The following is a 24,877-nucleotide window of genomic DNA, read 5'->3' on the forward strand; positions in this document are numbered from 1 at the left end:
ATGACTGATGGTTCCGGCCGAACGGCCTTCCCGCCGGCGCCGACTGGCCTTGGCGCGCTCTCTGCAACCGAGATCGTGGCCGGCTACCGGCGCAAGGCATTCACGCCGCGCGATGTCGTCGACGACACCATCGCCGCGCTGGAGGTGACGAACGAAGCCTGCAACGCAGTCGTGACCCCGATGTACGAGCAGGCGAGGGCGGAGGCTGATCGTCTCACCAAGGAGATGCGCGCGGGCGAAGTCATGGGGCCGCTGGCCGGCGTGCCCGTCACGATCAAGGATCTCGTCTTCGTCGCGGGCGTACCGGCCTATGCCGGTTCGCCGATGAATACGGCGTTCGTGCCCGAGGTCGACGCCGCCGTGGTTTCCGCGTTGAAAGCGTCCGGCGCCATCATCACCTGCAAGACCACCACCTGCGAGTCCGGCTACAAGCTCACCGCGGACAGCCCGGTCACCGGCACCACGCGAAATCCCTGGAATCCCGGCCGCACCAGCGGCGGATCGAGCGGCGGCGCGGCGGCGGGCGTTGCCGCCGGCTGCGGCCCGATCGCGATCGGCACCGACGGCGTCGGCTCGATCCGCGTGCCGTCGTCGTTCTGCGGCGTGTTCGGCCTGAAGCCGACCTTCGGGCTCGTCCCGCGCTCGCCCGGCTTCTCGCCGCCGTCCTGGGCCTCGCTCGCGCACACCGGGCCGATCACACGTACGGTGGCAGACGCTGCGCTGACGCTGGAGATCATCGCTGCTTACGATATGCGCGATGCCGCAAGCCTTCCCGTGCCATCCCGCCGCTTCGATACCGACGCCGCAGCGCTGAACGGCATTCGCATCGCCGCCAGCGTCGATCTCGGTTATGCCGCCGTCAGTCCTGACGTGACGGCCGCATTCGGCAAGGCGCTCGCCATTCTCGATTCCTGCTGCGCGCAGGTCACCATGGATGGCCCCACGCTCGATCCCGGCATTCTGGAGCATACGCTGAAGCCGATCGCCTTCACCGAGCAGGCCGCGGCCGTTGCCGGCAAGACCACGGCCGATCTCGCCGGCTCCGAAGCCGCCTATCGCGATGTCGTCGGCGTCGGCCGGCGCTACAGTGGTACGGACTACGTCGAAGCAGGTTATCGCCGCGGGCAGGCGCGCAACGCCTTCGTCAAACTGTTCGAGCGCGTCGATGCGCTGGTGACGCCGACCGTCGCGGTGACCGCGTTCGAGGCCGGCCAGATCGGCGTCGGCAAGATCGACGGCCGCGAGGTCGACCCGCATCTCGGCTGGTCGCCCTTCACCTGGCCGATCAATCTTGCCGGGCTTCCGGCGGCGACGCTGCCGTGCGGCTTCGACCGCGACGGAATGCCGATCGGGCTTCAGATCGTCGCGCCCTGGCTCGACGAGCCCACCATCTTCCGCATCGCCGCCGCCTTCGAAGCGGCACAACCCTGGGCAAAGTTCTGGCCGCAGCTGGCGCTGCGCCGGAAGGCGTGAGCTAAAGCATGATCCGGGAAAGTGCGAAACGGTTTTCCGGAAAGCTCATGCGTAAACAACAACGTAAAGCGCGATGATGATTCATCCCAATCTGATCGCGCTTTAGGACAGCTCGATCGGCGCGCCGCGGCCGCTCAGCTCTTCATCGAGCCGCAGATAGTGCGCGAGATAATCGTGCAGCGCGGTCGCCGCTTTCGAGGTCGCGCCGCTCGACTTGTAGAGCAAGAGCTCGATCTTCGGCAGCGGAGGCAGGCCTTCGTTCGGCCCGATCTCGCGCATCGCCGGCACCAGCGCGCTGCGGCCGAGCACGGTGACGGCCATGCCGGCGAAGGCCGCGGCCTGAAGGCCGCCGACGCTTTCGCTGACGCAGGCGATGCGCCAGCGCAAATTCGCCCGCTCCAGCGTGTCGATGGCGTAGTCGCGATAGATGTTGCCGGGCGGCAGGAGCGCGAGCGGAATTGGACGCTCCTGATGCGCGGCGGACTGCTCGCCGGTCATCCACACCAATTGCTCGCGCCGCACCACCTGGCCGCCGGTGAAATCATTCATGCGGGTGACGAGCGCGATGTCGACATCGCCGCGCTTGACGAGGCCGACCAGCGGCGTCGACAGCGCGCAATTGAGCTCGACCTGCACGCGCGGAAAGGATTTTCGGAACACGCTGAGGATCGACGGCAGCATGAACGCCGCATAGAGGTCGGGCGTGCCGAGCACGACCTGGCCCTCGATCTCCTGCGACGCCAATTGCGAGATCAGCTCGTCATGCAATCTGAGGATGGACTTGGCGTAGGTGAGAACGGTGGTGCCGTCGTCGGTCAGCGTCAGCCTGCGGCCGCCATGCTCGAACAATTGCTTGCCGGTCAGCTCCTCCAGCCGCTGCAATTGCAGCGTGATCGCCGGCTGGGTGCGGCCCAGCCGGCGCGCGGTCTCGGTGATGCTGCCGGTCTCGACCACTGAGATCAGCGACCGGAGCATGCGGATGTCGAGGCTGATGAGGTTCATGCGGCGTCCATGTCGCCCAGAATTTATGCAAGTTCCGTGCTACTGGCCGCCGACCGGCGGTGCCCGGTGCTGCGATCTGAACGCGCATCCCGGTTGGATGATAACTCCTTGTAGTATCAGCGCTATCGCTTCTCCATGGCGCCCATCACGGAGCGCGAGTCCGCCTCATCAGTTGATCAGACGGTTACGTGTGCGCGGTGCGTGCGCGGGGACATCAAGGCGGCGCTTGCTTGTCAATTCGTCGGCCCATCCCCACGGATCGCAAACGTCGTCGCCTTCAGCTTGGTCATGCCGAACTTGTCGAACAGCTTGTCATAGGTGCCATCAGTGCGGATCGCCGTGAGTGCCTCGGCAACGGCCTGGGCCAGCAGCTTGTCGCGGAAGGCGAAGGTGATGTCGGTGCCCGCGATGTCGCGGACCCAGATCTTCGCGATGCCCTTCTGCTCGAGCGAGTTGGCGGTCTCGTTGATGTTGAGCGCGGCCTCGAGCTGTCCGGCGCGCAGCGCCGCGGAGGTGGCGGTGACGGTGGTGAAGGTACGCAGCTCGACCGGCTTGAGGCCCTTGGCTTCCATCGCCGTGCTGAACTCACGCGCCTTGCGCTCGGTGTAGGTCGCCGATTCCACACCGACCACGCGGCCGGCGAGGTCCTCGAATTTCTCCAGCTTCAGGCTGGAGGAGGGGTCGGTGTAGATGCTGATCGCCTGCTGGGCATAGGGCACGAGGTAGAGCATCTTGGAGCGCTCCTCGGTCCAGAACAGGCCGGTGTTGATGGCATCGAAGCGGCCAGATCGCAGCGCCGGGATCATCGGCGGGAAGTCCATGCGCAGGAACACCGGCTCGACGCAGATGCGCTTGGCGATCTCGCGGGCGAGCTCGACGTTGAGACCCTGCAGCTCGCCCTTGTCGTCGACGAATTGCTGCGGTGGCAGCGTCGGGTTGATCGACATCTGCCATTTCGGCGCCTCGATCAGGCTCGAGGCCGGCACTTTCGGCGTGCAGGTCTGGGCTCCGGCGGCCTGCGACAGGCCGGCCAGCAGGACGAGGGCGGAGAAGGTTTTTGCAAATCGCATATGAATACTCCGATCAAATCGTGGGTGGCAGGGGAGCCGTTCTCCGGCCCAAAGTCTTCTTCATTGTCTGGTCATGTGGCCGCCGCAGCACCGGCTTGCCGGGTCAGGATCAGCGAGATGTGGCGCGCCGCGGTCACCACCTCGTCGCGCTGGTTGAGGAGGTCGAGCGTCTCGACGACGATGCCGCGCGCGGGGTTTTTGGTCGGCCGTTTCTCGACGAAGCGGAAGCGCACCCGCAAGCGATCGCCGGCGACGATGGGTCCCCTAAATTTGACCCCGTCCCAGCCGAGCGAGGCGACCGAAGTCTCCTCATAGAGCTTCAGCTCCGACTTCAACCCTTCCATCAGCGACAGGCCGTACAGGCCATGGCCGATCACCGCGGGAAAGCCGCGGGAGCGCGCATAGGCGCCATCGACATGGAGCGGATGATGATCGCGCGTGACGTCGGCGAAAACCGCGATATCGGCCTCCGTCACGGTGTGCACGGCGGTCTCGAACTCCGCGCCGAGCGCGATATCTTCGTAGCGGAGATTGGTCGGGGCGCTCGTGTCCATGCTGGTCCCTCAGGCGACCTTCCGTGGCCGCGCCGGGAGCGCCTTGAAGCTCTGCGCAATCCCCATCGGCCCGGAGCGGAAGATGCGCGGGTCCATGTCTTTCAGTTGCGGGCTGATGTGCGGCTTGAAGCCCATATGGGCCAGGATGTCCTCCTCCAGCCGCACGCCAGGCGCGATCTCGGTCAGGGTCACGTGTCCGTTCTCCAGCTCCAACACGGCGCGCTCGGTGACGTAGCTGACGTGCTGGCCGCGCTGCGCGGCGAGTGAGGCGCTGAAGCTGATCTGGCCGACTTGTGCGACGAACTTGCGGAAGGCGCCGTCGCGCCGGATCGCGAGGCGGCCGTTCTCGACGCCGATGTCGAACTTGCCGCCGGTCATGGTGCCGCTGAAGATCAGCCGCTTGGCGTTCTGCGTGATGTCGATGAAGCCACCGGAGCCGTCGCGGCGCTCGCCGAAGCGGGTGACGTTGACGTTGCCGGCTTCATCGACTTCCGCGAAGGAGAGGAAGGCGCAGGAGAGGCCGCCGCCGTCATAGAAGTCGAACTGATAGGCCTGGTCGAGAATGACGCGCGGGTTGATCGCGGTGCCGAATTCGCGGGCATGGCCGGGCACGCCGCCAACGACGCCGGACTCCACCGTCAGCGTGATCAGGTCGGAGATGCCTTCCTCGGCCGCGACATTGGGGATCATCGCGGAAATGCCGACACCGAGATTGACGACGTCGCGCGGGCGCAATTCGAAAGCGGCGCGGCGGGCGATCACCCGCCGCTCGGTGAGCGGATCGGGCGTGATCATCGCTTCGGGAACCCGCGTCTCGCCGCAGCGCGCCGGGTCATAGGCGGTGCCGTAGGTCTGCATCTGCTCGGGCTCGAGCACGACATGGTCGATCAGGAAGCCCGGGATCTTCACCATCTGCGGATGGATCGAGCCGCGCTTCACGATGCGCTTGACCTGGCAGATCACGGTGCCGCCGGCGTTGTGCACGGCCTGCGCGATCGACAGATCCTCGCGCGTCGTGCCCTCGTGCTCCATGCTGATATAGCCGTCCTCATCGGCCGAGGTGCCGCGGATGATGGCGACGTCGGGGGGAGCGGGGACGCGGTAGAGCAGCCAGAACTGGCCGTGCAGCTCGAGCAGGTCGACCAGCGGCGCGGTGGTGCGCTTATTCATGCACCCGCCGTCCTGGCGCGGGTCCATGTAGGTGTTGAGGCCGACATGGGTGAGCACGCCGGGATGCTTGGCGGCCATGGCGCGGCAGAGCTGGCTCATCACGCCTTGCGGGAAATTGTAGGCGTCGATCAGCTCGTCGCGGACAAGGCGCATGAACGGCACCTGGAGCCCGAAATTACCGCCGATGACGCGCGCGATCAGGCCTTCATGGGCGAGATGACAGAGACCCTTCTCGGTCACGGCGCCGACGCCGGTGATGTTGATGAGCGTCAGATTGTGCGGACCCTGGCCGCCGAGGAAACGCCGTTCCAGCGCATCCAGAATGGCTTCGGCGGCGCCGGTGCCGCCATTGCCACCGACGATCAGCGTGTCGGCGTCGCGGATGAGGCCGGCGGCCTCCGCCGCTGTGATGATGCTCAGCATGCCCTCACGCGGCCTCCTTCTCGACCTGGCGGGCGATGATCAGCCGCTGGATCTGGTTGGTGCCTTCGTAGATCTGGGCGAGGCGGACGTCGCGGAAGATCCGCTCGATGCGGTACTCGCGCGAATAGCCGTTGCCGCCGTGGATCTGCAGCGCGTTGGAGACGTGCTTCATCGCCATGTCGGTGGTGAACAGCTTGGCCTGTGCCGCTTCCTTGGCGATTGGCTCGCCAGCATCGTGCAAGCGCGCGGCGTGATGGATCAGCAGGCGCGCAGCCGCGATGTCGGTCGACATGTCCGCGAGCATGAACTGCACCGCCTGATAGCCGATGATGGCCTGGCCGAACTGCTTGCGATCCTTGGCATAGGCGGTGGCGTCCTCGAACGCGGCCTGCGCCATGCCCAGCGCCATCGAGGCCATCATCAGCCGGCTGAAGTTGAAGTTGCTCATGGCCATCTTGAAGGCCTGGTTCTCCGGCCCCATCACGCTGTCGGCGGGCAGGCGCACGTCGGAGAAGGTGATCTGGCAGTCGTCGAGGCCGTGCATGCCGAGCAGCTCCTCGTTCTTGCCGCGCGCGATGCCGGGCAGGGCGCCGTCGACGAGAAGACAGGAGATGGCGCGGTGGCCCGCGTCTGCGCCGGTGCGCGCGAACACCATGATGCGGTCGGCGACGCCGCCGAGCGTCACCCAGGCCTTGGTGCCGTTGAGCCGCCAGCCATTGCCCTCGCGTACCGCGTTGGTGCGGATGCCAGCGACGTCGGAGCCGTGATCGGGCTCGGAGACGGCGGTCGCGGGAATGATGTCGCCGCTCAGAATTTTTGGGATCAGCGCCTTGTGTGCCTCGGTGCCGTGATGATCGAAGAACAGCACGGCCTCGACCGGGATCGCGAAGGCGTTGGCGACCGCGCCGGAGCAGCGCGCCAGCTCCTCCATCGCGATGCAGGCCGCCACCGCATCGAGACCGGCGCCGCCGGCGCCCTCGCGCAGGCAGATACCGAACAGGCCGAGATCGGCCATGCCCTTGTAGAGCACGCGGTCGAAGCGGTCTTCGCGATCGATCGCCGCAGCGCGCGGCAGGATCTCCGCTTCTGCGAAGCGACGGGCGGTCTCGCGCAGGGCTTTCTGGTCTTGGCTGTAGAAGCGGTCCATGGCGTGCTACCCGTCAGTCGCTGGCGAGCTTGGAATCGTGGGAGACTTCGCTGCGGTCGCGATCGCAGAAGTAGACCGCGACGTCGTCGCCCGGCACGCCATAAGCGCTGCATACGGCGCGGGTCAGCGCGATGGCGGCAGCGCGCCGCTCGGCCTCGCTGCGGCGGAAGGCGTGGACCTTGAGCAGGATGCGCTGACCGGTGGCCTCCGCGCCGAACCTGCCGGCGTGGGCGTAGTCGTCGGGCGCAATGTTCAGGAAATAGAGTGTGACCGTATCGGCGGTGACGCCGAACGCCGACATCAGGCCGTCGGTCACCGACCGCGCCAGCGCGGCCTTGCGCTCGGATGGGACTGGCGGGGCGAGCACTTCGACATAGGGCATCGATCAGACCTTCGCGGACTTGGCTGCAGACGATTTGGATGAAGACGATTTGGACTTGCCGGATTTCGCAGGAGCTGGTGCGTCGATCTGGCGGCAGGAGTCGCGCTGGATCAGCCGCGCGCCGACGCGATATTCGCGGACGCCATCACTGCCATTGCCCTTGCTATTTCCCTTGGCGTCCATGCGGTGCAGCAACCGGTCGACGGCGAGGTTGGCGAGATCGCGCGCGCCGTTGTCGACGATGCTGATCGCCGGGCGATGCCATTCGAACCACGGCATGTCCTCGTAGCAGAGCAGCGACAGATCATCGGGAACGGCGATGTTCCGTTCTGCGGTGACGCGCAACACGCCGAGCGTCGCCTCGTGATTGGCAACGAAGATTGCGCTGGGCGGGCGGGGGAGGTCGAGCAGCTTGCGCGCGCAGGTCGCGCCGGTTTCGGGCACGTAGTGGCCGGCATGAATCAACGTGTCGTCCCTGGCGATACCGGCCTCGCGCAGCGCGCGGACATAGCCGGACAGGCGTTCGCGGCCTGAGGTCGTGTCCTGACGGCCGACGATCAGACCGATGCGCTTGTGCCCGAGCTCGATCAAATGACGCGTGCCCAGATAAGCGCCTTGCGGATCGTCGGCGAGCACGGTCTCGAGATCGGTCGCGTCGTCCCGCCGCACCAGGCAGACGATGGGCACGTCCTTGGAGAGCGTCTCGAGCTGCGCGCCGTTCTTGCCTGTAGGCACTACGATCAAGCCGTCGATGCGATGATCGACCAGCGTGGTGAGGGTGTCGCTCTCGGCTTGCGGATCGTCGCCGCCGATGCACAGAAGCATCTGATAGCCCAGCGCCTTCAGGCGGGCCTGCACCACTTCGGCCATCACCTGGAACGAGGCGTTGGTGAGATTGTGCACGAGAAGAGCAACGAGCCGCGACTGTCCGGTCTTCAATCCACGCGCAATCGGGTTCGGCCGATAGCCGAGCTCGCGCGCGATGCGCAACAGGCGCTGCTGCGTACGTTCGCTGGTCAGGCCGGTTCCCGTCAGCGCCCGGGAAGCCGTGCTGACTGAAACGCGGGCCGCCTGTGCCACATCTTTGAGCGTGACGCTCATCCAACCTGCCGATAGACTGCAAACGATTGCAGAAACGCTATGAGCTTATTCTACACGGATCAAGCTCAAAAAATGGATGGTGTTGCCCAATGCAGAGCCATTTATGCAAACGATTGCATAAGCGCTACGGATATTCCGCAGTCGGCCGCCGTCGTCTGAATCCACCCGAGCGCCCGGCAGCGCCGCGATGAAGGCGTTCCGCGGCACCTACACCGTCATGATTACCCCGTTCACGGCGGCGGGCGAGGTCGATGTCGCGGCCTTGCGCGCCTTCGTCGAGTGGCAGATCGCGCAGGGGATCCACGGGCTGATCCCGCTCGGCTCGACCGGCGAGTTCCTGTCCATGGACGATGACGAGAAGGCGCTCGTTGCGGAGGTCGTCATTCGCCAGGCCGCGGGCCGCGTGCCGGTGCTGATCGGTACCGGCGCGGAGGACACGCGCGAGGTCGTGCGTCTCAGCCGCCGTGCCGAAAAACTGGGCGCCGACGGCGTCATGATCATTCCGCCGTTCTATTCCACGCCGACCGACGACGAACTGGTGCATCACTACAAGACGGTGGCCGATGCGATCTCGCTGCCGATCATGGTCTACAACAATCCGGCAACCGCCAATGTCGATCTCAAGCCGCAGCTGGTGGCGCGGATCGCCGAGATCGACAATTGTCTCTATATCAAGGAGTCGACGCTGGAGGTGACGCGGGTGCGCGACATCATCCGTCTCTGCGGCGACCGGATGACCGTGTTCGGCGGCATCCTCGGCTTCGAGTCCTTCGTCGAGGGCGCGCAGGGCTGGGTAGCCGTGGCCTCCAACGTCGTCCCGGCGGAGATGGCGCGGATCTTCAGCCTCGTCGCCGACCACGGCGCGATCAAGGAAGCGCGCGAGCTTTATCTGAAATACCTGCCGGTAATCGAATTCGTCGGCGGCCAGGCCTATGTCGCCGGCAGCAAGGGGCTACTCGGTCATATGGGCTTTGCAGCCGGCCTTCCGCGTCCGCCGCGCCTGCCGCTGCCGGCTGCGCAGGATGCGGCCGCGCGTGCCCTGGTCAAGACATTCGATCTGGTGTGGCGCGGCGCGCCGGTTGCGGCTGCTTGAGGTGTGAACGGATGAATCTGCTCGACGGCGTCAAGATCCTCAGCTTCAACCACTATCTCGCGGGGCCCCTGGCCGCGCAGACGCTGGCCGATCTCGGCGCGGACGTCATCGCGGTCGAACCGATCGAGGGCGCGTTTCAGCGCAACTGGGCGGTCGCCAATCATTTCGTCGCGGGCGACAGCGTCAATCATCTGGCCACGGGGCGCAACAAGCGCAGTCTCGCCGTTGATCTCAAGCATCCCGACGGAATCGCCGCCGTGAAAAAGCTGGTCGCGACATCAGACGTCGTGATGGAGAATTTTCGCCCGGGTACGATGGCCAAGCTCGGTCTCGGTTACGACACGCTGAAGGCGATCAATCCCGGTCTGATCTATGCGGTGGCGACAGGCTTTGGGTCGGAAGGGCCCTATAAGGATCGCCCCGGCCAGGATCTGTTGCTCCAGGCGATGTCGGGTCTCGCGATGCGGACCGGACGCGCCGATGGCGAGCCGACAGCGGTCGGCGCTGTCATCGTCGATCAGCACGCCGCCTCGCTCTATGCCATGAGCATTCTTGCCGCGTTGTTCGCGAGGACGAAGACCGGCAAAGGCCAACTCGTCGAGGTCAACCTCTATCAGGCCGCCCTCGATCTCCAGGTCGAGCCGCTGACCGCCTGGCTGAACGGCGCGCCGTCGCCGACCTCGCGCGGGCCGGCCGGCATTGCGGCCTGGTTCAGCCCCGGTCCCTATGGCATTCACGCCACGGCCGACGGCCATCTTGCGATCTCCATGGCGTCGCCCAAGGCGCTGGCGGTCGCGCTCGCGAGCGAGGAGCTGAAGCAGTTCGGAGAGGCCGACAGTTTCTCGAAGCGTGAGGAGATCACGCGGATTGTTGCGGCGCGCCTGAAACAGAAATCGACGGCGGAATGGTTGCCCGGGCTGGAAGCAGCGCGAATCTGGCACGCGCCGGTGCAGGATTATCGCGACCTCGAGTCCGATCCCCAGCTCAACCATCTCGGCGTGTTCAAGAGCGCGGAGAGTGCCGGCGGCGCGCCGATCCGGATGGTCGCGCATCCCGCGCGCTATGACGGGCAGACGCCGGAGGTACGGCTGGTGCCGCAGCGGCTGGGTGCGCAGACGCGCGAGGTGCTCGGCGAGATCGGTTACGGCACTGCCGACATTGATGCGATGATCGCCGGCAAGGCCGTCGGAGTGGCGCGATGATCGATTTTTCAATCCCCGAGGAGACGCGCCTTCTGGTCGATACCGTCCGCCGCTTCGTCGAGACGGAGGTGCAGCCGCTCGAAGACGTCGTGGAGCAGACGGCTACGGTGCCGGCCGAGGCGCTTGCGGTCACCAAGGCCAAGGCACAGAAGCTCGGCCTCTACGCCATGAACATGCCGGCGGATGTCGGCGGCGGCGGGCTAACTTGCGTCGAGCATTGCCTGGTCGAAGAAGAATTCGGCAAGACGTCAGATGCGTTGATCCGCCGCGTGTTCGGCCAGGTCTATCCGATGCTGATGGCCTGCAAGGGCGATCAGGTCGAGCGCTACCTCTTGCCGACGGTGAAGGGCGACAAGATCTGCGCCATGGCGATCACCGAGCCCGGCGCAGGATCCGACGCCGCGTCGATCAGCACCACGGCGCATCTCGACGGCGAAGAATGGGTGCTCAACGGCACCAAGCATTTCATCAGCGACGGCGATATCGCCGATTACATCATCCTGATGGCGCTGACCGACAAGGACAAGCGCGCCCGCGGTGGCATCACCCTGTTCCTGGTCGACCGAGCTACGGCCGGCTTCAAGGTCGCACGCACCCAGCCGATGATGGGCCATCGTGGCTATGGCCATGCCGAGCTGAGCTTCGAGGATTGCCGCGTCCCGAAGGCGGCCGTGCTCGGCGAGGTCGGCGGCGGCTTCAAGCTGATCATGCAGAGCGTGCTCCAGATCCGGCTTGCTCATATCGGCGCACGCGCGGTCGGCATGGCGCAGCGTGCGCTCGAGATGATGCGCAGGCACGCCGGCGAGCGGCGCCAGTTCGGCCAGCTGATCGGCGATTTCCAGATGGTGCAGAAGCTGATCGCCGATTCCGCCACCGAGATTTTTGGCGTGAAGATGATGGTGATGAACGCCGCCTGGGACATCGATCAGGGCAAGGACGCGCGCGATAAGGTCTCGATGATCAAGGTCGCGGCGTCGGAAATGCAGGGCCGCGTCGTCGACCGCGCCATCCAGGTGTTCGGCGGCATGGGCTTCAGCAAGGACCTGCCGCTGGAGCGGATGTATCGCGACGCCCGCGTCACCCGCATCTACGACGGCACCTCCGAAATCCATCGCATGCTGATTGCGCGCAGCACCATCAAGAACGGCCTGCTGCTTTAGGGAAGCGATCGATGTCTCACGTACCTCTCAAGCCCGGCACAGCCTTTGCCTTCCGCAAGACCATGACGGTCGCCGAGCAGGCGATGTTCACCGGCATCAGCGGCAATCTCGGCGGTCTCTATGTCGATGCCGTCCGCGCCAAGAAGGCCGGCGCGTCGAACATGGTCGCCTTCGAGCTCGCGGTCGGCGGTCTCGCCACCACCTGCCTCAGCCAGCTCGGCGGGCCCACGCGGCGGATCGGCAGCATCGCGCTGACTTTTGCGGCGCCGGTGATTGTCGGCGACTCCGTCGAGGCCAAAGCCGAGATCGTCTCGGTCGACGGCGATGACGCGGTCTGCCGCGTCACCTGCACGCTGTCGCCCTCCGGCACCACCGTGGTGGACGGCACCGCGACGCTGGTTCCCTTCGCGAAGGGCTGAGCCATGTACGAGCCAAAATCCTTCGACGATCTCAAGGTCAATGACAGGGTCAGCCTGAGCAAGACCATCACCGAGGCCGATGGCGCGCTCTACATCGCCGCGACCGGCGATTTCGGCCCCGTCCATGTCGACGAGGTCTATGCCGGCGCGACGCGCTTTGGCCGCAGGCTGGCGCCGGGGATCATGGTTGCGGGCCTCTGCACCAGCATCCTCACCTCTGAGCTGGTCGGCACCATCGGCGTGTCGGTGGAGGACCGGTTCTGGTTCACAGGTCCCGTGTTCTACGGCGACACGCTCACCTTCGATGTCTGGATCGCCGAGCAGCACGACGAGACTCGCACCATCATCTGGGAAGCGAGCGCCCGCAACGAGGGCGGCCTCGAAGTGCTGAAGGCGCGCGCGAGCCTGAAATTTCCGCGGCGGAAACCGTCATGAGCAGGGCGAGGAAGATACCGGATCTGCGCGGCGTCACGGTCGCGACCGTGCTGCCCTTCAGGGACGACAGCTCGATCGACTGGGACGGCTACGCCCGTGTGCTCGACTATTGCGCGTGCCCGGACGGAATCGCGGCGGTGTTCGTCAATGGCCACGCGGGTGAGGGCGGTTCGCTCTCGGATGACGAGCGTCAGGCCGTGATCGAGCGGACGCGCAAGCAGATCGGCGCCAAGCCCTTGCTGGCCGGCATCATCGCGCATTCGACCGCGGAAGCGATCCACCAGGCCCAACTCGCGGAAGCGGCCGGCGCCGATTGCGCTGTGCTGTTCCCGCCGGCGCCGCTCGGCGGCGGCGCCTCGGCGACCTCACGCGCGCCGCTGGCTTTCGTGCAGGCGGTCAGCTCCGCGATCGGAATTCCAGTTTCGATCTTCCAGTACCCGCTGGCATCCGGCTTCGGCTATTCGCCGGAAACTCTCGCCAAGATCGCCGCGCTCGACAGCGTCATCGCCGTCAAGGAAGGCAGCGATACCATGCTGGCCTATGACGAGAACCGGCGGGCGGTGAAGCAGGCCGATCCCTCCGTCGCTATCCTGCCGTCGAACTTCAACTGGTTCCTGCCGCAGCTCGCCGTCGGCGGCGATGGCATTCTCTCCGGCCTCGTCAGCCTTGCGCCGGATTTGTTCGTCGCGCTGTGGCAGGCCTCGCTCGCGGACGACCTCAAGGCCATGCGCGCCGTCAACGAGCGGCTTTATCCGATCGTCCGCGCCATCTACGGGCCTGCGCCGATCATGGACATGCACACCCGCATGAAGGTCGGGCTGAAGGCCCTTGGCCTGATCCGCAGCGCCGATCCGCGGCCGCCGCTGCTGCCGGTTCTGCCGGCGCTCTGCGATGCCATTGCAGCGGCGGTCGGCGCGGCGCGCGCGGCCGGCGACATCCGCACTTAGCGTGAGGAACGAGCCGATGCCGGACGAAGCCTTCATCCACATCGTGCGGGTCGACATCGATCCCGAGCACGAGGCTGCGTTCAACGCCTGGTACGAGCAGAAGCATTTTCCCGATCTGCTCGCTTGTCCCGGCTGGCTCTCGGCCAAGCGCTTCGTCTCGGTGGGCGACGGGCCGAAATACGCCGCCATGTACGAGGTCGCGGGCAGGTGGGCGTTCGAGACGCCGGAATTCCTGAAGGTGAAGGGCTTTGGTCCGTTCGAAGCCCTGGTGAAGAATTTCATGCGCATCCAGCTCAGGCCGATGTCGGGACCGGCTTGAGCAGGTCGAAGCCGATGCTGCCTGCCGTGTCGCGAGATCCGGCCGGCCGCATCCAATAAGCGTCGAGGGGAATCCCGGGCGAGGAACTGTATCGGTCATTGGCGTCTACTGGAGGTATCCATGGTCTCGACATTGTTTCGCTTGGGTGCGGCTGCCGCACTCGTTCTCGCATCCACGGCGGTGCATGCCGCCTGCACGCCCGCGATCACCGACGACAATCTGATCGCGCCGGGCAAATTGCAGCTCTCCATCAACCCGACCAACCCGCCGCAGCAATTCGTCGACAAGGACGGTCAGCTGCAAGGCCTCAACGTCGAGCTCGCCGCCGAGCTCGGCAAGCGGTTGTGTCTTCCCGTCGAACTCGTCCGGATGGATTTTCCGGCGATGATTCCCGCCCTGGGCGCAGCGCGCATCGACGGCGTCAATACCGGCATGTTCTGGACCGAGGAACGCTCGAAGCTGATGTACATGGTGCCGTATGCCATTCAGGCGATCTCGGTCGTGGTCGCCCCCGACAGCGGCACAAAAATTGCTACCGAAAACGATCTGATCGGAAAATCATCCGCCGTCGAGGTCAGCAGCTACCAGATGAACTGGCTCAAGAAGCTCAGCGATGCCAGCGTGGCGAAAGGCGGAGCGGCCGTCGAGATGCGGACGTTCCCGACTGCGACCAACGTCATTAGCGCGCTACTTGCGGGCCAGGTCGACAATGCGCTGCTGGTCGACAGCGTGGCACGCGATCTCGTCGGCCGTGGTCGCGTGAAGGAAGTCCTGAGTGGGCTCGGCACGGCCAGGACCACGCTTGGTTTCCGCAACAAGACGGTCGCCGATACCGTCGTTAAGACGCTCAACGCGATGCGCGCCGACGGCTTCTATCAGGCGCTGTTCGACAAGTTCGGCCTGACCGCCATGCCGGCCGACCAGCCGCTCGCGATCGCCGGCCCCGGTCCGGCCTGAAACCTACGGAGACGAGCCGATGAGCCTTTTCAGTCCGACGGCCGCCGTCAGCTACTTCTTCAACTACTTCCTGATGAAGGGAGTGCTCGTCACCATCGGCTTGACGGTGGCGGCGGTCGTCGGCGGATTGATCCTCGGCATGGGCATCGCGTTGCTGCGCATGTCGTCCAATCCGGTGCTCGCGGGTGCCGCGCGCTTCTACATCTGGTTCTTCCGCGGCACGCCGCTCCTGATCCAGCTCGTGGTGATCTACAGCGGCTTGCCGCAGCTCGGCATCAAGTTCAGCGTGATCACCTGCGCGCTCGTTGGCCTGATCCTCAACGAGGCCGCCTATCTCGCCGAGATCGTGCGCAGCGGCTTCATGGCGGTGTCGGCGGGACAACGCGAGGCGGCCTGGGCGCTCAGCCTGTCGCCCTGGGTCACGTTCCGCCGCGTGACCCTTCCGCAGGCGTTCCGGCTGATGATCCCGCCGCTCGGCAACTCCATCAACTCGCTGTTGAAGGCGACCTCGCTTGCCTCCGTGATCTCGGTCGAGGAGCTGATGCGCCGCAGCGACATGCTGATGCAGGAGCATTTCCAGATCCTCGAAGTCTATGCCGCTGCAACAGCGTATTACCTGATCCTCACCTCGGTCTGGGATGCGGTTCAGCGCCGGCTCGAAAAGCATTTCGGTCGATCGAGTGCCGCAAAAACCAGGCGGGTCGCAGCGAGCGCGCCGGTTGCGCAGGCGAGTGTGGAGGCCCGGGCATGAGCGAGACATCGATGGCGAGGGCCCAAAGTGCAACAATGCAGCCGCAGCTCCGCGAGGTGCCTGCGGTCCGCATGGAGGCGGTCTACAAGCACTATGGCGACTTCACCGCGTTGAACGAGGTCGATCTCAAGGTCGCCAAGGGCGAGAAGATCGTGGTCTGCGGTCCTTCAGGCTCGGGCAAATCGACGCTCATCCGCTGCATCAACCACATCGAGAAGCACGACGAGGGTCTGATCTACGTCAACGGCGTCGAGCTCGATCATCAGCGCAAGAACATCGATGCGGTCAGGCGGGACACCGGCATGGTGTTCCAGAGCTTCAATCTGTTCCCGCACATGACGGTGCTGGAGAACTGCACTCTGGCACCGATGACCGCGAACGGGATGAGTGCGGTCGAGGCCAAGGATCTCGCCATGCATTTCCTGACCAAGGTGCGGATTCCGGACCAGGCGGAGAAATTTCCCGGGCAACTCTCCGGCGGTCAGCAGCAGCGCGTCGCCATCGCACGCGCATTGTGCATGCGTCCCAAGATCATGCTGTTCGATGAGCCGACCTCCGCGCTCGACCCCGAGATGGTCAAGGAGGTGCTGGAGACCATGAAGAAGCTTGCGGAGGAGGGCATGACCATGCTGTGCGTCACCCATGAGATGGGCTTTGCCCGCGAGGTCGCCGACCGCATCGTGTTCATGAACGAGGGCAAGGTGGTCGAGCAGGCTGCGCCGGAGCAGTTCTTCAAGCATCCGAAGTCGGAACGGGCGCGGACGTTCCTCGACCAGATCATTCACTGATCGACCAGATGCCGACATTCAGCGACCGCCTGCGCGGCATTCACGCCGCCACCATCGTGCCGATGACTCCCGGTTTCGAGGTCGACGAGGCGCAGCTCGCAAGCCATCTCACCTCGGTGGCGTCCACGCCCGGCATCAACGGGCTTCTCGTCAACGGCCACGCCGGCGAGAATTTTGTGCTGTCCCTGGCCGAGAAGCGGCGCGTGGTGGAGCTGGCGCGTCAGCACGCGCCGAAGGACTGCCTGATCGTCTCCGGGGTCAACCATGAATCGAGCCTGGAGGCCGCGCGCGAGGCGGCTGCGCTGGAACAGGCCGGCGCGGACGGGCTGCTGGTGTTTCCTCCCAACAGCTGGGCGCTTGGCCATGCCGATGATTGCGTGATCGAGCATCACCGCCGCATCCGCGATGCCACGACGGTGCCCTTGATGCTCTACGCCGCGCCGGTCGGCGCGGGAGCCATGGCCTACGCGCCGCCGCTGCTGACGCGGCTGGTCGCCGATGCCCGCTTCGTCGGGGTGAAAGAGGGCAGCTGGGAGGTTGCGGCCTACGAACAGAATTTCAGGCTGATCCGCAAGCTGCGACCGGACTTCGTCGTGCTCGGCTCGGGCGACGAGCATCTGCTGACAAGCTACATTGTCGGCTCGGCCGGTAGCCAGGTGAGCCTTGCCTGCGTCGTCCCGGAGCTCGTGGTGGGCCTTTGGAGTGCTGCGGAAGCCGGTGATTGGACGCGGGCGCGCGCCGCGCACGACAAGCTGTATCCGCTTGCCGTTGCGATCTATCGCGACCCGCCCGGAGGACGCGCGACCGTGCGCCTCAAGGCCTGCCTGAAGCTGCTCGGACGATTGTCGTGCGACGCGGCGCGGCCGCCGCAGCCGGCGGCGACACGCGGTGAGTTGCAGGCGCTCGAGCAGGCATTGCGCGTCGCCGGCGTGCTCTAAGCCGCGAAGCGGCCATCGTCGGATTTCGGACGACGAGGGAGCTACTCGCGCCGCCGAAGTTGCATCATTGAACATTCAGTAAAGTAGTTTGCTAAACACGCGGCCAGGGCCGACCTTCCGACTCTCCTGCTGTTCGGATGGGCTGGTTTGCTCCTGCCAAGCGACAGCGGCGGTCGCATTCGGCAAATTTTCCGACGTTTTCGCTGCGACTGCGAACGTCCCGCTTGCGCGCGAGCGCCGCAGGCCTTTCGCCGGACTCGCGACAAACGGGGCTTGACGATCTCCGAAATTTAGTAATACGTTTAGTGTTACAAAAAACTAAACATCACGCATCGGGCCGATGTGTGGGAGGAGCCCAAGCCATTCCGGAGCCGTCTCCGGAAGCGGTCCGTCTCGTCCTTCATTCATCGCTCCTCAAACTCGGTTTCAGGGTCTTGGCGTCGTTCCGGCAGGACGCGCCGAGCGGGTTAGATGCTTCAACGAGAGAGGAAACGGATATGCGGACATTCAATTGGTTGAGAGGCTCGGCGGCCACCACGGTTCTTGGGGTGGCGCTGCTGGGGGGATTTGGCGGAGGCGAAGCTGCGGCCCAAGGTAAGCAGCTCACGCTGTGCTGGGCGGCATGGGATCCGGCCAACGCGCTGGTCGAGCTCGGCAAGGACTTCACGAAGCAGTCCGGCATCGAGATGAAATACGAGTTCGTCCCGTGGACGAGCTATGCCGATCGCTTCCTCAATGAGCTCAACTCCCATGGCAAGCTCTGCGACCTGATTATCGGCGACAGTCAGTGGATCGGCGGCGCCGCCGAGAACAAGTGGTACGTGAAGCTCAACGATTTCTTCGACAAGGAGAAGATTTCGATGGACGACTTCGTCCCGGCGACCGTCGTCGGCTATTCGCAGTGGCCGAAGAACTCGCCGAACTATTGGGCGCTGCCAGCCATGGCGGATGCGGTCGGCTGGACTTATCGCAAGGACTGGTTCTCGCGGCCCGAAATTCAATCCGCGTTCAAGGCCAAGTACGGCCGCGACCTGGCGCCGCCGAAGACCTATGACGAGCTGAAGCAGGTCGCCGAGTTCTTCCAGGGCCGCGAGATCGACGGCAAGAAGGTCTATGGCGCCTACATCTTCACCGAGCGCGGCTCCGAAGGCATCACCATGGGCGTGACCAACGTGCTCTACAATTTCGGCTTCGCTTACGACAATCCCAAGAAGCCGTACCAGATGCAGGGCATCGTCAATTCGCCCGACGCGACCAAGGGGCTCGAGTTCTACAAGGAGCTCTACAAGTGCTGCACGGCGCCGGGCATGACCAACGCGTACATGCAGGAGGGGCTCGACGCCTTCAAGTCCGGACAGGTGGCGATGCAGATGAACTGGTTCGCCTTCTTCCCCGGCCTCTACAAGGATCCTAATGTCGGCGGCGACAAGATCGGCTTCTTCGTCAATCCGGCCGGCCCGAACGGACACTTCACCCAGCTCGGCGGACAGGGCATCTCGGTCGTAGCGACCTCCGATCGCAAGAACGACGCGCTGGCTTACATCAAGTGGTTCGCGCAGCCCGCGGTGCAGCAGAAGTGGTGGCAGCTCGGTGGCTACTCGGCGCTGAAGGCGGTGGTCGACGCGCCCGACTTCCCGAAGAGCGCGGCATTCGCGCCGCAATTCCTGGAATCGATGGGCATTGTCAAGGACTTCTGGGCCGAGCCGTCCTACGCGCAACTGCTGCTCGACATGCAGAAGCGGGTGCATGACTACGTCGTCGCCGACAAAGGCACGGCGCAGCAGGCGCTCGATCTCCTGGTCAAGGACTGGACCAAGGTCTTCAAGGAGCAAGGCAAGCAGGTCGCCTCGCAATAGGTCTTGGGCCTCGCCTCGACCGAAAAGGTACCCCGGGGCGTATGCGCCTCGGGGAACCCGAGCCAGCCAGCCGATGGACAAGATGACCACGATCCTTCAACCCGACGATGCTACATTTCCCGGCATGAGCGAGCCCGTCAAATCTCGCACTGCGCGACCTGTCCGCGGACTGTCGGACCGGACCATCGCCTGGCTGTTCGTCGCGCCGACGATCGCGCTGTTGCTGGCGATCAACATCTTTCCACTGGTGTGGATGATCCGGCTGTCCTTCACCAGCCTCAATCTCAGCATGTCCTATCTGCCGCTGCGGTTCGTCGGTCTCGACAATTTCACCGACATCCTCACCGACGAGGACGTCTGGTTCCGGCTCCAGACCACGGCGCAGTTCGTGATCTGGTCCGTCGCGTTTCAGGTCGTCATTGGCTTTGGCCTCGCGCTCCTGATCAACCGCCAGTTTCGCGGCCACAGCTTCTGGACCACGATCATCCTGCTGCCGATGATGCTGTCGCCGGCTGTGGTCGGCAATTTCTGGACGCTGCTGCTGCAGCCGCAGATCGGGCCATTCAACTATCTGATCAGTCTGTTCACCGGCGTGCCGCCGAGCTCGTTCAGCATGACCGGGCAGGTTTCGCTCGCACCCTGGACCATCGTGCTGGTCGACACCTGGATGTGGGCGCCCTACGTCATGCTGATCTGCCTCGCCGGGCTTCGCTCCATTCCCGACTACATCTATGAGGCGGCCGAAGTCGATCGCGCCTCGGCCTGGCGGCAGTTCTGGTCGATCACGCTGCCGATGACGGTTCCATTCCTGATGCTCGCCGTGCTGTTCCGCGCGATCGAGAATTTCAAAATGTTCGACATGGTCAATTTGTTGACGTCCGGAGGCCCGGGCTCGACCACCGAGCTCGTGTCGATCACGCTGAAGCGCGCGGCGTTCGAGAAGTGGCGCACCGGCTATTCCAGTGCGCTCGCCATCATCTTGTTCGTCACCGTGTTCGGTGCGGCGAACATATACGTGAAAGCGCTTAACAAGGTGAAGCAACGATGACCGCCGCCCTCACCAAGTCCACCGCGCACTCCATTGTCGAAGCGTCGCCGCGCGCAAAGATGGTGGCAGGTAGCCTCGTCATCCTCTACGCCGTGATCACGATCCTGCCGCTGGTCTGGATCGTCGCCACCGCCTTCAAATCTCAGAGCGATGCGATCGCATATCCGCCCAAGGTCATCTTCGAGCCGACCCTCGAAGGCTATGTGAACCTGTTCACCGTGCGCACCCGGCAAACGCCAGACTTCATCGCCAAGCTGCCGCCGCCGGAGACGTGGTACGACAAGCTCGTGCGCCAGCGCGACATGGTCATTGCCGGACCGTCGAAGGTCGTGCCGCGCTTCGTCAACTCGCTGATCATTGGGTTCGGCTCGACCTTCCTGGCCGTCTTTCTCGGCACGCTCGCGGCCTACGCTTTCTCGCGCTTTCGCATTCCCCTGGCTGACGACCTTCTGTTCTTCATTCTCTCGACGCGCATGATGCCGCCCGTTGCTGTCGCAATCCCCATCTATCTGATGTACCGGCAGCTCAATCTGACCGACACCAGGCTCGGAATGATCCTGCTCTACACTGCCGTGAACGTCTCGCTCGCGGTCTGGCTGCTCAAGGGCTTCATCGACGAGATCCCGCGCGAATACGAAGAGGCAGCTCTTGTCGACGGCTACACGCGGCTGCAGGCGCTGCGCAAGGTGGTGTTGCCGCAAGCCGTCACGGGCATCGCAGCCACGGCGATCTTCTGCCTGATCTTCTCCTGGAACGAATATGCCTTCGCGGTTCTCCTGACCAGCGGCGAGGCGCAGACCATGCCGCCCTTCATCCCCTTCATCATCGGGGAGGGCGGCCAGGATTGGCCGGCGGTTGCCGCGGCCACCACCCTGTTCGTCGTGCCGATCGTCCTGTTCACCGTATTGTTGCGCAAGCACCTGCTGCGCGGCATCACCTTCGGAGCTGTGCGCAAATGAGCGGTTCTGCTGCAGTCGCCAAAGGCGTGGTCTCTCGTTGGTTCCGACGCGGTCCCTGGGAGACGGCTGCGATGACGCTGATCGGCGGAGGCATCGTCATGTTGGTGCAACCCTGGTCGATCGATCTCTACGGCTATTCCTTCGTGACGATCCTGGCCGGCACGCTCGGCTACGTCGTGGTGAGCCATTTTCCGGAATAAGGCGGCAGACATGGCACAAATCCGCGTCGAAAACCTGCGCAAGTCGTTCGATCAGTTTACCGCCGTACAAGGCTCCAACTTCACGATCGAGGATGGCACCTTCTTTGCGATGCTCGGCCCCTCCGGTTGCGGCAAGACCACCACCTTGCGCATGATTGCGGGCCTGGAGCTGCCGACTGAAGGCAAGATCCTGCTCGACAATGAGGACGTCACCTTCCAGCGCGCATCCGCGCGCGATATCGCCTTCGTATTTCAGCTTTTCGCACTGTATCCGCACATGAACGTCGCCGAGAATATCGGCTTTCCGCTCAAGTGCCAGGGCATGGCCCGGCGCGATATTTACCAGCGGGTGCAGGAGACAGCCAAACTGCTGCGGATCGAGCATCTGCTGTCGAGCAAGACGTCGAAGCTGTCTGGCGGCGATCGGCAGCGGGTTGCGCTGGGCCGTGCCATGGTGCGGCGGCCAAAGGCCTTTCTGATGGACGAGCCGCTGGGCGCGCTCGATGCCGAGTTTCGTCATCTGATGTGCAGCGAGCTCCGCGACCTGCACGATCGCATCGGGGCGACCACGGTCTACGTGACGCATGACCAGCTCGAGGCGATGTCGATGGCGGATCGGATCGCGGTCATGAACCAGGGGCGCGTCGAGCAGATCGGCCTGCCGCAGGAGATCTATGATCGGCCCGCGAGCATGTTCGTGGCCGATTTCATCGGCTCACCGCCGATGAATTTTCTGCGCTTCGATGCAGGTCTGCGCTCTGGCGATCGAACGATCAGCTTCCATGACACGAGCATCGCGGTGCCGGAGATCCGGGAGGATCGTGCCAGCGCCCGTATCGCACTCGGCGTTCGTCCGGAGCATATCCGCTTTGCCGACGCGGCGCCCGTCCGCGGCGAGGTGTTTGGCGCCGAGTATCTTGGGACCACGCAGATCGTCACCGTCGACACCGCGCATGGGCGCATTGCGGCGCGATTGCCTTCCAGCGCGCCCGTGCGCATCGGCGAGCGGGTCGGCCTTGAATTCCGTTCGGAACGACTCGCGTTGTTCGACGTCGCCAGCGGCCTTGCGATACGAACGGCCAACGAGGGGAGCGCAAACCATGGCTGACGTCGCCTTACGCAACATCAGCAAGCGGTTCGGCACGGTGGCGGCGGTGCGCGAGCTCTCGCTCTCGGTGAACGACGGAGAATTCTTGGTGCTGCTCGGACCGAGCGGTGCCGGCAAGACCACGACCTTGCGGCTGATCACCGGGCTCGAGACTCCCGATTCCGGTTCGGTCATGATCGACGGACGCGACGTCACGCTGGCTCCTCCGGGAGCGCGCGATATTGCCTTCGTCTTCCAGCAATATTCGCTCTATCCGCATCTCACCGTCTATGACAACCTTGCGTTCCCGTTGCGCTCGCCCGCGCGACGGATATCGGAGCCGATCATCAAGAAGCGGGTCGAGCAGACGGCGGAGTTGCTGCATATCGCAAGCAAGCTGAACAATCGCGCAACCCGACTTTCAGGCGGCGAGATGCAGCGGGTGGCAATCGGTCGTGCGCTGGTCCGCGATCCCTCGATCTATCTGATGGACGAGCCGCTGTCGTCGCTGGACGCCAAGCTCCGTGCCGAGCTTCGGCTGGAGCTGAAGCGGATCCAGCTCGAGCTTGGTGCGACCATCCTCTACGTCACCCACGATCAGGTCGAGGCCATGACGATGGCGTCCCGGATCGGGGTGATCAAGGACGGCGAGCTGCTCCAGCTCGGCAAGCCCCGGGAGATCTACGAGAGTCCGTCGTCGAGCTATGTCGCCTCGCGCCTCGGCACGCCCCAGATCAATTTCCTCCCCGCGCGGCTGTTGTCGGACGTGCCGCTGGCGCCGGGAACGGAGACTGTCGGCATCCGCACCGAGCACCTCCGCCTCGCGGCGCGCAATGGCGGGCCGATGGTCGGCCGGGTGCACCGGGTCGAGCACCTCGGCGAGCAGAATCACGTTCACCTGGACTATAAGGGAGAGATGCTGGTCACGCTTGCGGATCCGCATCAACCGCTGCATGCCGGTCAGGAGGTCGAGCTGGATCTGGTGCAACCGCTCTGCTTCGATGGCGCCGGGCAGCGCCTCCCGGCGGTTCATTAGAGGATCAAACGCGATGTCGTTGCAACCCGAGACGTTCAAATCGCTGGTCAGGGTGGCCGCAGAGCGGGTCATTGCCAGCGCGCCCGAGCTCACGAGCCTGGACCAGGCGATCGGTGACGGCGACCACGGATACAATATGAAGCGCGGGTTCGAAGCCGTGCTCGGCAAGCTCGATGCGATCTCCGAACAGCCGTTCGACGAGGCTTTGAAGACGATCGGAAAGACGCTCGTGATGACGGTCGGCGGTGCTTCCGGCCCGCTTTACGGCAGCTTCTTCCTCGCCGCGGGCGAGGCCCTCTCGCACGACAAGCACCTGCCTGAGGACATCGCCGATGTCTTCGGCAGCGGCGTGAACGCCGTCAGCGCCCGCGGCCGTTCGCACGTCGGCGAAAAGACCATGCTCGACGTGCTCGTTCCGGTGCTGGAGACGCTGAAGAATGCGGCCGGCCAATCGGACCTGATCGCGCGAGTCAGCACAACGGCCGCGGAGGCGGTCGAGCGGACCGCGCCGATGCAGGCCACCAAGGGGCGGGCGTCGTTTCTCGGGCCGCGCAGCGTCGGTCACATCGACCCCGGCGCGCGCTCGAGCTGTGTTCTCGTGCAGGCGGTATGCGCGAGCCTGGAGGGAAAGCAATGACTGATGCCGTGGGAATCGTGATCGTCTCGCATTCGAAGGACATCGCCAAAGGCACCGCCGACATGGTGCGGCAGATGGTCGGTAGCGAGGTCAAGGTGGCCTTCTGCGGCGGCAATCCCGATGGCGGGCTCGGCACCAGCGTGTCGCTGATCGTCGATGCCATCAACGATGCCTGGTCGGCGAAAGGCGTCGCGATCCTCGTCGATCTCGGCGGCGCCGAAACAAACAGCGAGATGGCGGTCGAAATGCTGGAGCCGGCACGCCGCGATCTCGTTGTCGTATGCAACGCGCCGATCGTCGAGGGCGCCGTGATGGCGGCGACCGAGGCGGCGGGCGGCAGCTCGCTGGCCCAGGTCAAGGCCGTGGCCGAGGAACTCTCTGCCGACTGACGCGTCGGCGAAACGATGATGGAATGAGACGATGCTGGATAAAGCGGACGGCCAGATTATCACCAAGAATGTGCGGCTGGTGCACGCGGTGGGCATGCATGCACGCCCGGCGGTCAAGTTGACCAAGCTGGCCAAGAAGTTCCAGGCCCAGATTTCCGTCCGGGTGGCGGGCGCGGCCGAGTGGATCAATGCCAAGAGCGTGGCCAAGATCATGGCCATGCGCGCGGCTCACGGCAGCACGATCGAGATCAAGGCGTCGGGCAGCGACGCGGAGACTGCCGTCGCCGCCCTGGTCAACCTGATCGCAACAGACTTTCCGGACGAGGCGTCGTAG

28 protein-coding genes are annotated in these 24,877 nt (G+C 64.7%); 21 read left to right on the forward strand and 7 right to left on the reverse strand.

Annotation, left to right across the window (positions count from 1 at the left end; genetic code table 11):
- Complete coding sequence (locus XI05_RS38930; RefSeq protein ID WP_271511795.1) at nt 1-1,473, forward strand: amidase; 1,473 nt, start codon at nt 1-3, stop codon at nt 1,471-1,473.
- A 102-nt stretch (nt 1,474-1,575) separates the two neighbouring features.
- Here XI05_RS38930 and XI05_RS38935 read toward each other — a convergent pair whose 3' ends face one another.
- From XI05_RS38935 to XI05_RS38965, 7 genes are all read right to left on the reverse strand, one after another.
- Nucleotides 1,576-2,475: a LysR substrate-binding domain-containing protein gene (locus tag XI05_RS38935; RefSeq protein ID WP_025035437.1), complete on the reverse strand. Its 900-nt coding sequence runs from the start codon at nt 2,473-2,475 to the stop codon at nt 1,576-1,578.
- A 233-nt stretch (nt 2,476-2,708) separates the two neighbouring features.
- The gene (locus XI05_RS38940; RefSeq protein WP_271511797.1) at nt 2,709-3,545 is read right to left on the reverse strand and encodes an ABC transporter substrate-binding protein; all 837 of its coding nucleotides are present in this window, start codon (nt 3,543-3,545) and stop codon (nt 2,709-2,711) included.
- Nucleotides 3,546-3,616: 71 nt separating this feature from the next.
- Entirely contained in the window at nt 3,617-4,099 is a 483-nt protein-coding gene (locus XI05_RS38945) for a MaoC family dehydratase (RefSeq protein ID WP_271511798.1), read from the reverse strand.
- A 9-nt stretch (nt 4,100-4,108) separates the two neighbouring features.
- Nucleotides 4,109-5,692, reverse strand: a complete 1,584-nt coding sequence (locus XI05_RS38950) for an acyl CoA:acetate/3-ketoacid CoA transferase (RefSeq protein WP_271511799.1) — start codon at nt 5,690-5,692, stop codon at nt 4,109-4,111.
- 4 nt (nt 5,693-5,696) lie between these two features.
- Nucleotides 5,697-6,839 carry an acyl-CoA dehydrogenase family protein gene (locus XI05_RS38955; RefSeq protein WP_271511800.1) on the reverse strand — a complete coding sequence of 381 codons (1,143 nt, stop codon included), beginning with the start codon at nt 6,837-6,839 and terminating at the stop codon, nt 5,697-5,699.
- Between the two features lie 13 nt (nt 6,840-6,852).
- Nucleotides 6,853-7,221 (reverse strand): tautomerase family protein, encoded by a 369-nt coding sequence (locus XI05_RS38960; RefSeq protein ID WP_172784524.1) that lies wholly within the window; start codon nt 7,219-7,221, stop codon nt 6,853-6,855.
- Between the two features lie 3 nt (nt 7,222-7,224).
- Nucleotides 7,225-8,322, reverse strand: coding sequence for a LacI family DNA-binding transcriptional regulator (locus tag XI05_RS38965; protein ID WP_271511801.1), 1,098 nt, complete (start codon nt 8,320-8,322; stop codon nt 7,225-7,227).
- 187 nt (nt 8,323-8,509) lie between these two features.
- Between XI05_RS38965 and dapA the strand changes: the two genes are divergently transcribed.
- The 20 genes from dapA (at nt 8,510) to XI05_RS39065 (ending at nt 24,877) form a co-directional block, all read left to right on the forward strand.
- Nucleotides 8,510-9,415 carry a 4-hydroxy-tetrahydrodipicolinate synthase gene (dapA, locus tag XI05_RS38970; protein WP_271511802.1) on the forward strand — a complete coding sequence of 302 codons (906 nt, stop codon included), beginning with the start codon at nt 8,510-8,512 and terminating at the stop codon, nt 9,413-9,415.
- Nucleotides 9,416-9,426: 11 nt separating this feature from the next.
- A complete protein-coding gene (locus XI05_RS38975; RefSeq protein WP_271511803.1) occupies nt 9,427-10,617 on the forward strand; it encodes a CaiB/BaiF CoA transferase family protein in 1,191 nt (396 codons plus the stop codon).
- Entirely contained in the window at nt 10,614-11,777 is a 1,164-nt protein-coding gene (locus XI05_RS38980) for an acyl-CoA dehydrogenase family protein (RefSeq protein ID WP_271511804.1), read from the forward strand. Before XI05_RS38975 ends, XI05_RS38980 begins: the two co-directional genes overlap by 4 nt.
- An 11-nt stretch (nt 11,778-11,788) precedes the next feature.
- The gene (locus XI05_RS38985; RefSeq protein ID WP_271511805.1) at nt 11,789-12,196 is read left to right on the forward strand and encodes a MaoC/PaaZ C-terminal domain-containing protein; all 408 of its coding nucleotides are present in this window, start codon (nt 11,789-11,791) and stop codon (nt 12,194-12,196) included.
- Between the two features lie 3 nt (nt 12,197-12,199).
- Nucleotides 12,200-12,631 (forward strand): MaoC family dehydratase, encoded by a 432-nt coding sequence (locus XI05_RS38990; RefSeq protein WP_011086090.1) that lies wholly within the window; start codon nt 12,200-12,202, stop codon nt 12,629-12,631.
- A complete protein-coding gene (locus XI05_RS38995; protein ID WP_271511807.1) occupies nt 12,628-13,578 on the forward strand; it encodes a dihydrodipicolinate synthase family protein in 951 nt (316 codons plus the stop codon). Before XI05_RS38990 ends, XI05_RS38995 begins: the two co-directional genes overlap by 4 nt.
- 16 nt (nt 13,579-13,594) lie before the next feature.
- Nucleotides 13,595-13,897 (forward strand): DUF4286 family protein, encoded by a 303-nt coding sequence (locus XI05_RS39000; protein ID WP_172784532.1) that lies wholly within the window; start codon nt 13,595-13,597, stop codon nt 13,895-13,897.
- A gap of 120 nt (nt 13,898-14,017) precedes the next feature.
- Nucleotides 14,018-14,854 carry an ABC transporter substrate-binding protein gene (locus tag XI05_RS39005; protein WP_271511810.1) on the forward strand — a complete coding sequence of 279 codons (837 nt, stop codon included), beginning with the start codon at nt 14,018-14,020 and terminating at the stop codon, nt 14,852-14,854.
- Nucleotides 14,855-14,873: 19 nt separating this feature from the next.
- Complete coding sequence (locus XI05_RS39010) at nt 14,874-15,605, forward strand: amino acid ABC transporter permease (protein WP_172784534.1); 732 nt, start codon at nt 14,874-14,876, stop codon at nt 15,603-15,605.
- Complete coding sequence (locus tag XI05_RS39015) at nt 15,602-16,393, forward strand: amino acid ABC transporter ATP-binding protein (protein ID WP_442869353.1); 792 nt, start codon at nt 15,602-15,604, stop codon at nt 16,391-16,393. Before XI05_RS39010 ends, XI05_RS39015 begins: the two co-directional genes overlap by 4 nt.
- Nucleotides 16,394-16,401: 8 nt before the next feature.
- A complete protein-coding gene (locus XI05_RS39020; RefSeq protein WP_271511812.1) occupies nt 16,402-17,331 on the forward strand; it encodes a dihydrodipicolinate synthase family protein in 930 nt (309 codons plus the stop codon).
- A gap of 497 nt (nt 17,332-17,828) precedes the next feature.
- On the forward strand, nt 17,829-19,187 hold the full coding sequence (locus tag XI05_RS39025) for an ABC transporter substrate-binding protein (RefSeq protein ID WP_271511813.1): 1,359 nt from the start codon (nt 17,829-17,831) through the stop codon (nt 19,185-19,187).
- A gap of 124 nt (nt 19,188-19,311) precedes the next feature.
- Nucleotides 19,312-20,235, forward strand: coding sequence for a carbohydrate ABC transporter permease (locus tag XI05_RS39030; RefSeq protein WP_271511981.1), 924 nt, complete (start codon nt 19,312-19,314; stop codon nt 20,233-20,235).
- Nucleotides 20,232-21,194 carry a carbohydrate ABC transporter permease gene (locus XI05_RS39035; protein WP_271511815.1) on the forward strand — a complete coding sequence of 321 codons (963 nt, stop codon included), beginning with the start codon at nt 20,232-20,234 and terminating at the stop codon, nt 21,192-21,194. The genes XI05_RS39030 and XI05_RS39035 overlap by 4 nt, the downstream gene beginning before the upstream one ends.
- A gap of 71 nt (nt 21,195-21,265) precedes the next feature.
- The gene (locus XI05_RS39845; protein ID WP_442869354.1) at nt 21,266-21,394 is read left to right on the forward strand and encodes a hypothetical protein; all 129 of its coding nucleotides are present in this window, start codon (nt 21,266-21,268) and stop codon (nt 21,392-21,394) included.
- Nucleotides 21,395-21,404: 10 nt separating this feature from the next.
- Complete coding sequence (locus XI05_RS39045) at nt 21,405-22,502, forward strand: ABC transporter ATP-binding protein (RefSeq protein ID WP_271511819.1); 1,098 nt, start codon at nt 21,405-21,407, stop codon at nt 22,500-22,502.
- Nucleotides 22,495-23,517, forward strand: a complete 1,023-nt coding sequence (locus XI05_RS39050) for an ABC transporter ATP-binding protein (RefSeq protein ID WP_271511821.1) — start codon at nt 22,495-22,497, stop codon at nt 23,515-23,517. The genes XI05_RS39045 and XI05_RS39050 overlap by 8 nt, the downstream gene beginning before the upstream one ends.
- 13 nt (nt 23,518-23,530) lie before the next feature.
- Complete coding sequence (gene dhaL / locus XI05_RS39055; RefSeq protein ID WP_271511982.1) at nt 23,531-24,154, forward strand: dihydroxyacetone kinase subunit DhaL; 624 nt, start codon at nt 23,531-23,533, stop codon at nt 24,152-24,154.
- Nucleotides 24,151-24,543, forward strand: a complete 393-nt coding sequence (gene dhaM / locus XI05_RS39060) for a dihydroxyacetone kinase phosphoryl donor subunit DhaM (RefSeq protein WP_036041954.1) — start codon at nt 24,151-24,153, stop codon at nt 24,541-24,543. Before dhaL ends, dhaM begins: the two co-directional genes overlap by 4 nt.
- Before the next feature lie 31 nt (nt 24,544-24,574).
- The gene (locus XI05_RS39065) at nt 24,575-24,877 is read left to right on the forward strand and encodes an HPr family phosphocarrier protein (protein WP_271511823.1); all 303 of its coding nucleotides are present in this window, start codon (nt 24,575-24,577) and stop codon (nt 24,875-24,877) included.

It is taken from the genome of Bradyrhizobium sp. CCBAU 11357 (assembly GCF_028128865.1).
Classification (GTDB): Bacteria; Pseudomonadota; Alphaproteobacteria; order Rhizobiales; family Xanthobacteraceae; genus Bradyrhizobium.

Coding starts and splice junctions, on each gene's coding strand:
- XI05_RS39845 (WP_442869354.1), top strand. CDS start 21,266: ATGACGCTGATCGGCGGAGGCATCGTCATGTTGGTGCAACCCTGGTCG.
- XI05_RS38965 (WP_271511801.1), bottom strand. CDS start 8,322: ATGAGCGTCACGCTCAAAGATGTGGCACAGGCGGCCCGCGTTTCAGTC.
- XI05_RS38950 (WP_271511799.1), bottom strand. CDS start 5,692: ATGCTGAGCATCATCACAGCGGCGGAGGCCGCCGGCCTCATCCGCGAC.
- XI05_RS38945 (WP_271511798.1), bottom strand. CDS start 4,099: ATGGACACGAGCGCCCCGACCAATCTCCGCTACGAAGATATCGCGCTC.
- XI05_RS39020 (WP_271511812.1), top strand. CDS start 16,402: ATGCCGACATTCAGCGACCGCCTGCGCGGCATTCACGCCGCCACCATC.
- XI05_RS38960 (WP_172784524.1), bottom strand. CDS start 7,221: ATGCCCTATGTCGAAGTGCTCGCCCCGCCAGTCCCATCCGAGCGCAAG.
- XI05_RS39030 (WP_271511981.1), top strand. CDS start 19,312: ATGAGCGAGCCCGTCAAATCTCGCACTGCGCGACCTGTCCGCGGACTG.
- XI05_RS38940 (WP_271511797.1), bottom strand. CDS start 3,545: ATGCGATTTGCAAAAACCTTCTCCGCCCTCGTCCTGCTGGCCGGCCTG.
- XI05_RS38975 (WP_271511803.1), top strand. CDS start 9,427: ATGAATCTGCTCGACGGCGTCAAGATCCTCAGCTTCAACCACTATCTC.
- dhaM (WP_036041954.1), top strand. CDS start 24,151: ATGACTGATGCCGTGGGAATCGTGATCGTCTCGCATTCGAAGGACATC.
- XI05_RS38990 (WP_011086090.1), top strand. CDS start 12,200: ATGTACGAGCCAAAATCCTTCGACGATCTCAAGGTCAATGACAGGGTC.
- XI05_RS39065 (WP_271511823.1), top strand. CDS start 24,575: ATGCTGGATAAAGCGGACGGCCAGATTATCACCAAGAATGTGCGGCTG.
- XI05_RS39015 (WP_442869353.1), top strand. CDS start 15,602: ATGAGCGAGACATCGATGGCGAGGGCCCAAAGTGCAACAATGCAGCCG.
- XI05_RS38980 (WP_271511804.1), top strand. CDS start 10,614: ATGATCGATTTTTCAATCCCCGAGGAGACGCGCCTTCTGGTCGATACC.
- XI05_RS39025 (WP_271511813.1), top strand. CDS start 17,829: ATGCGGACATTCAATTGGTTGAGAGGCTCGGCGGCCACCACGGTTCTT.
- XI05_RS38930 (WP_271511795.1), top strand. CDS start 1: ATGACTGATGGTTCCGGCCGAACGGCCTTCCCGCCGGCGCCGACTGGC.
- XI05_RS39010 (WP_172784534.1), top strand. CDS start 14,874: ATGAGCCTTTTCAGTCCGACGGCCGCCGTCAGCTACTTCTTCAACTAC.
- dapA (WP_271511802.1), top strand. CDS start 8,510: ATGAAGGCGTTCCGCGGCACCTACACCGTCATGATTACCCCGTTCACG.
- XI05_RS39035 (WP_271511815.1), top strand. CDS start 20,232: ATGACCGCCGCCCTCACCAAGTCCACCGCGCACTCCATTGTCGAAGCG.
- XI05_RS39005 (WP_271511810.1), top strand. CDS start 14,018: ATGGTCTCGACATTGTTTCGCTTGGGTGCGGCTGCCGCACTCGTTCTC.
- XI05_RS39045 (WP_271511819.1), top strand. CDS start 21,405: ATGGCACAAATCCGCGTCGAAAACCTGCGCAAGTCGTTCGATCAGTTT.
- XI05_RS39050 (WP_271511821.1), top strand. CDS start 22,495: ATGGCTGACGTCGCCTTACGCAACATCAGCAAGCGGTTCGGCACGGTG.
- XI05_RS38955 (WP_271511800.1), bottom strand. CDS start 6,839: ATGGACCGCTTCTACAGCCAAGACCAGAAAGCCCTGCGCGAGACCGCC.
- dhaL (WP_271511982.1), top strand. CDS start 23,531: ATGTCGTTGCAACCCGAGACGTTCAAATCGCTGGTCAGGGTGGCCGCA.
- XI05_RS39000 (WP_172784532.1), top strand. CDS start 13,595: ATGCCGGACGAAGCCTTCATCCACATCGTGCGGGTCGACATCGATCCC.
- XI05_RS38985 (WP_271511805.1), top strand. CDS start 11,789: ATGTCTCACGTACCTCTCAAGCCCGGCACAGCCTTTGCCTTCCGCAAG.
- XI05_RS38935 (WP_025035437.1), bottom strand. CDS start 2,475: ATGAACCTCATCAGCCTCGACATCCGCATGCTCCGGTCGCTGATCTCA.
- XI05_RS38995 (WP_271511807.1), top strand. CDS start 12,628: ATGAGCAGGGCGAGGAAGATACCGGATCTGCGCGGCGTCACGGTCGCG.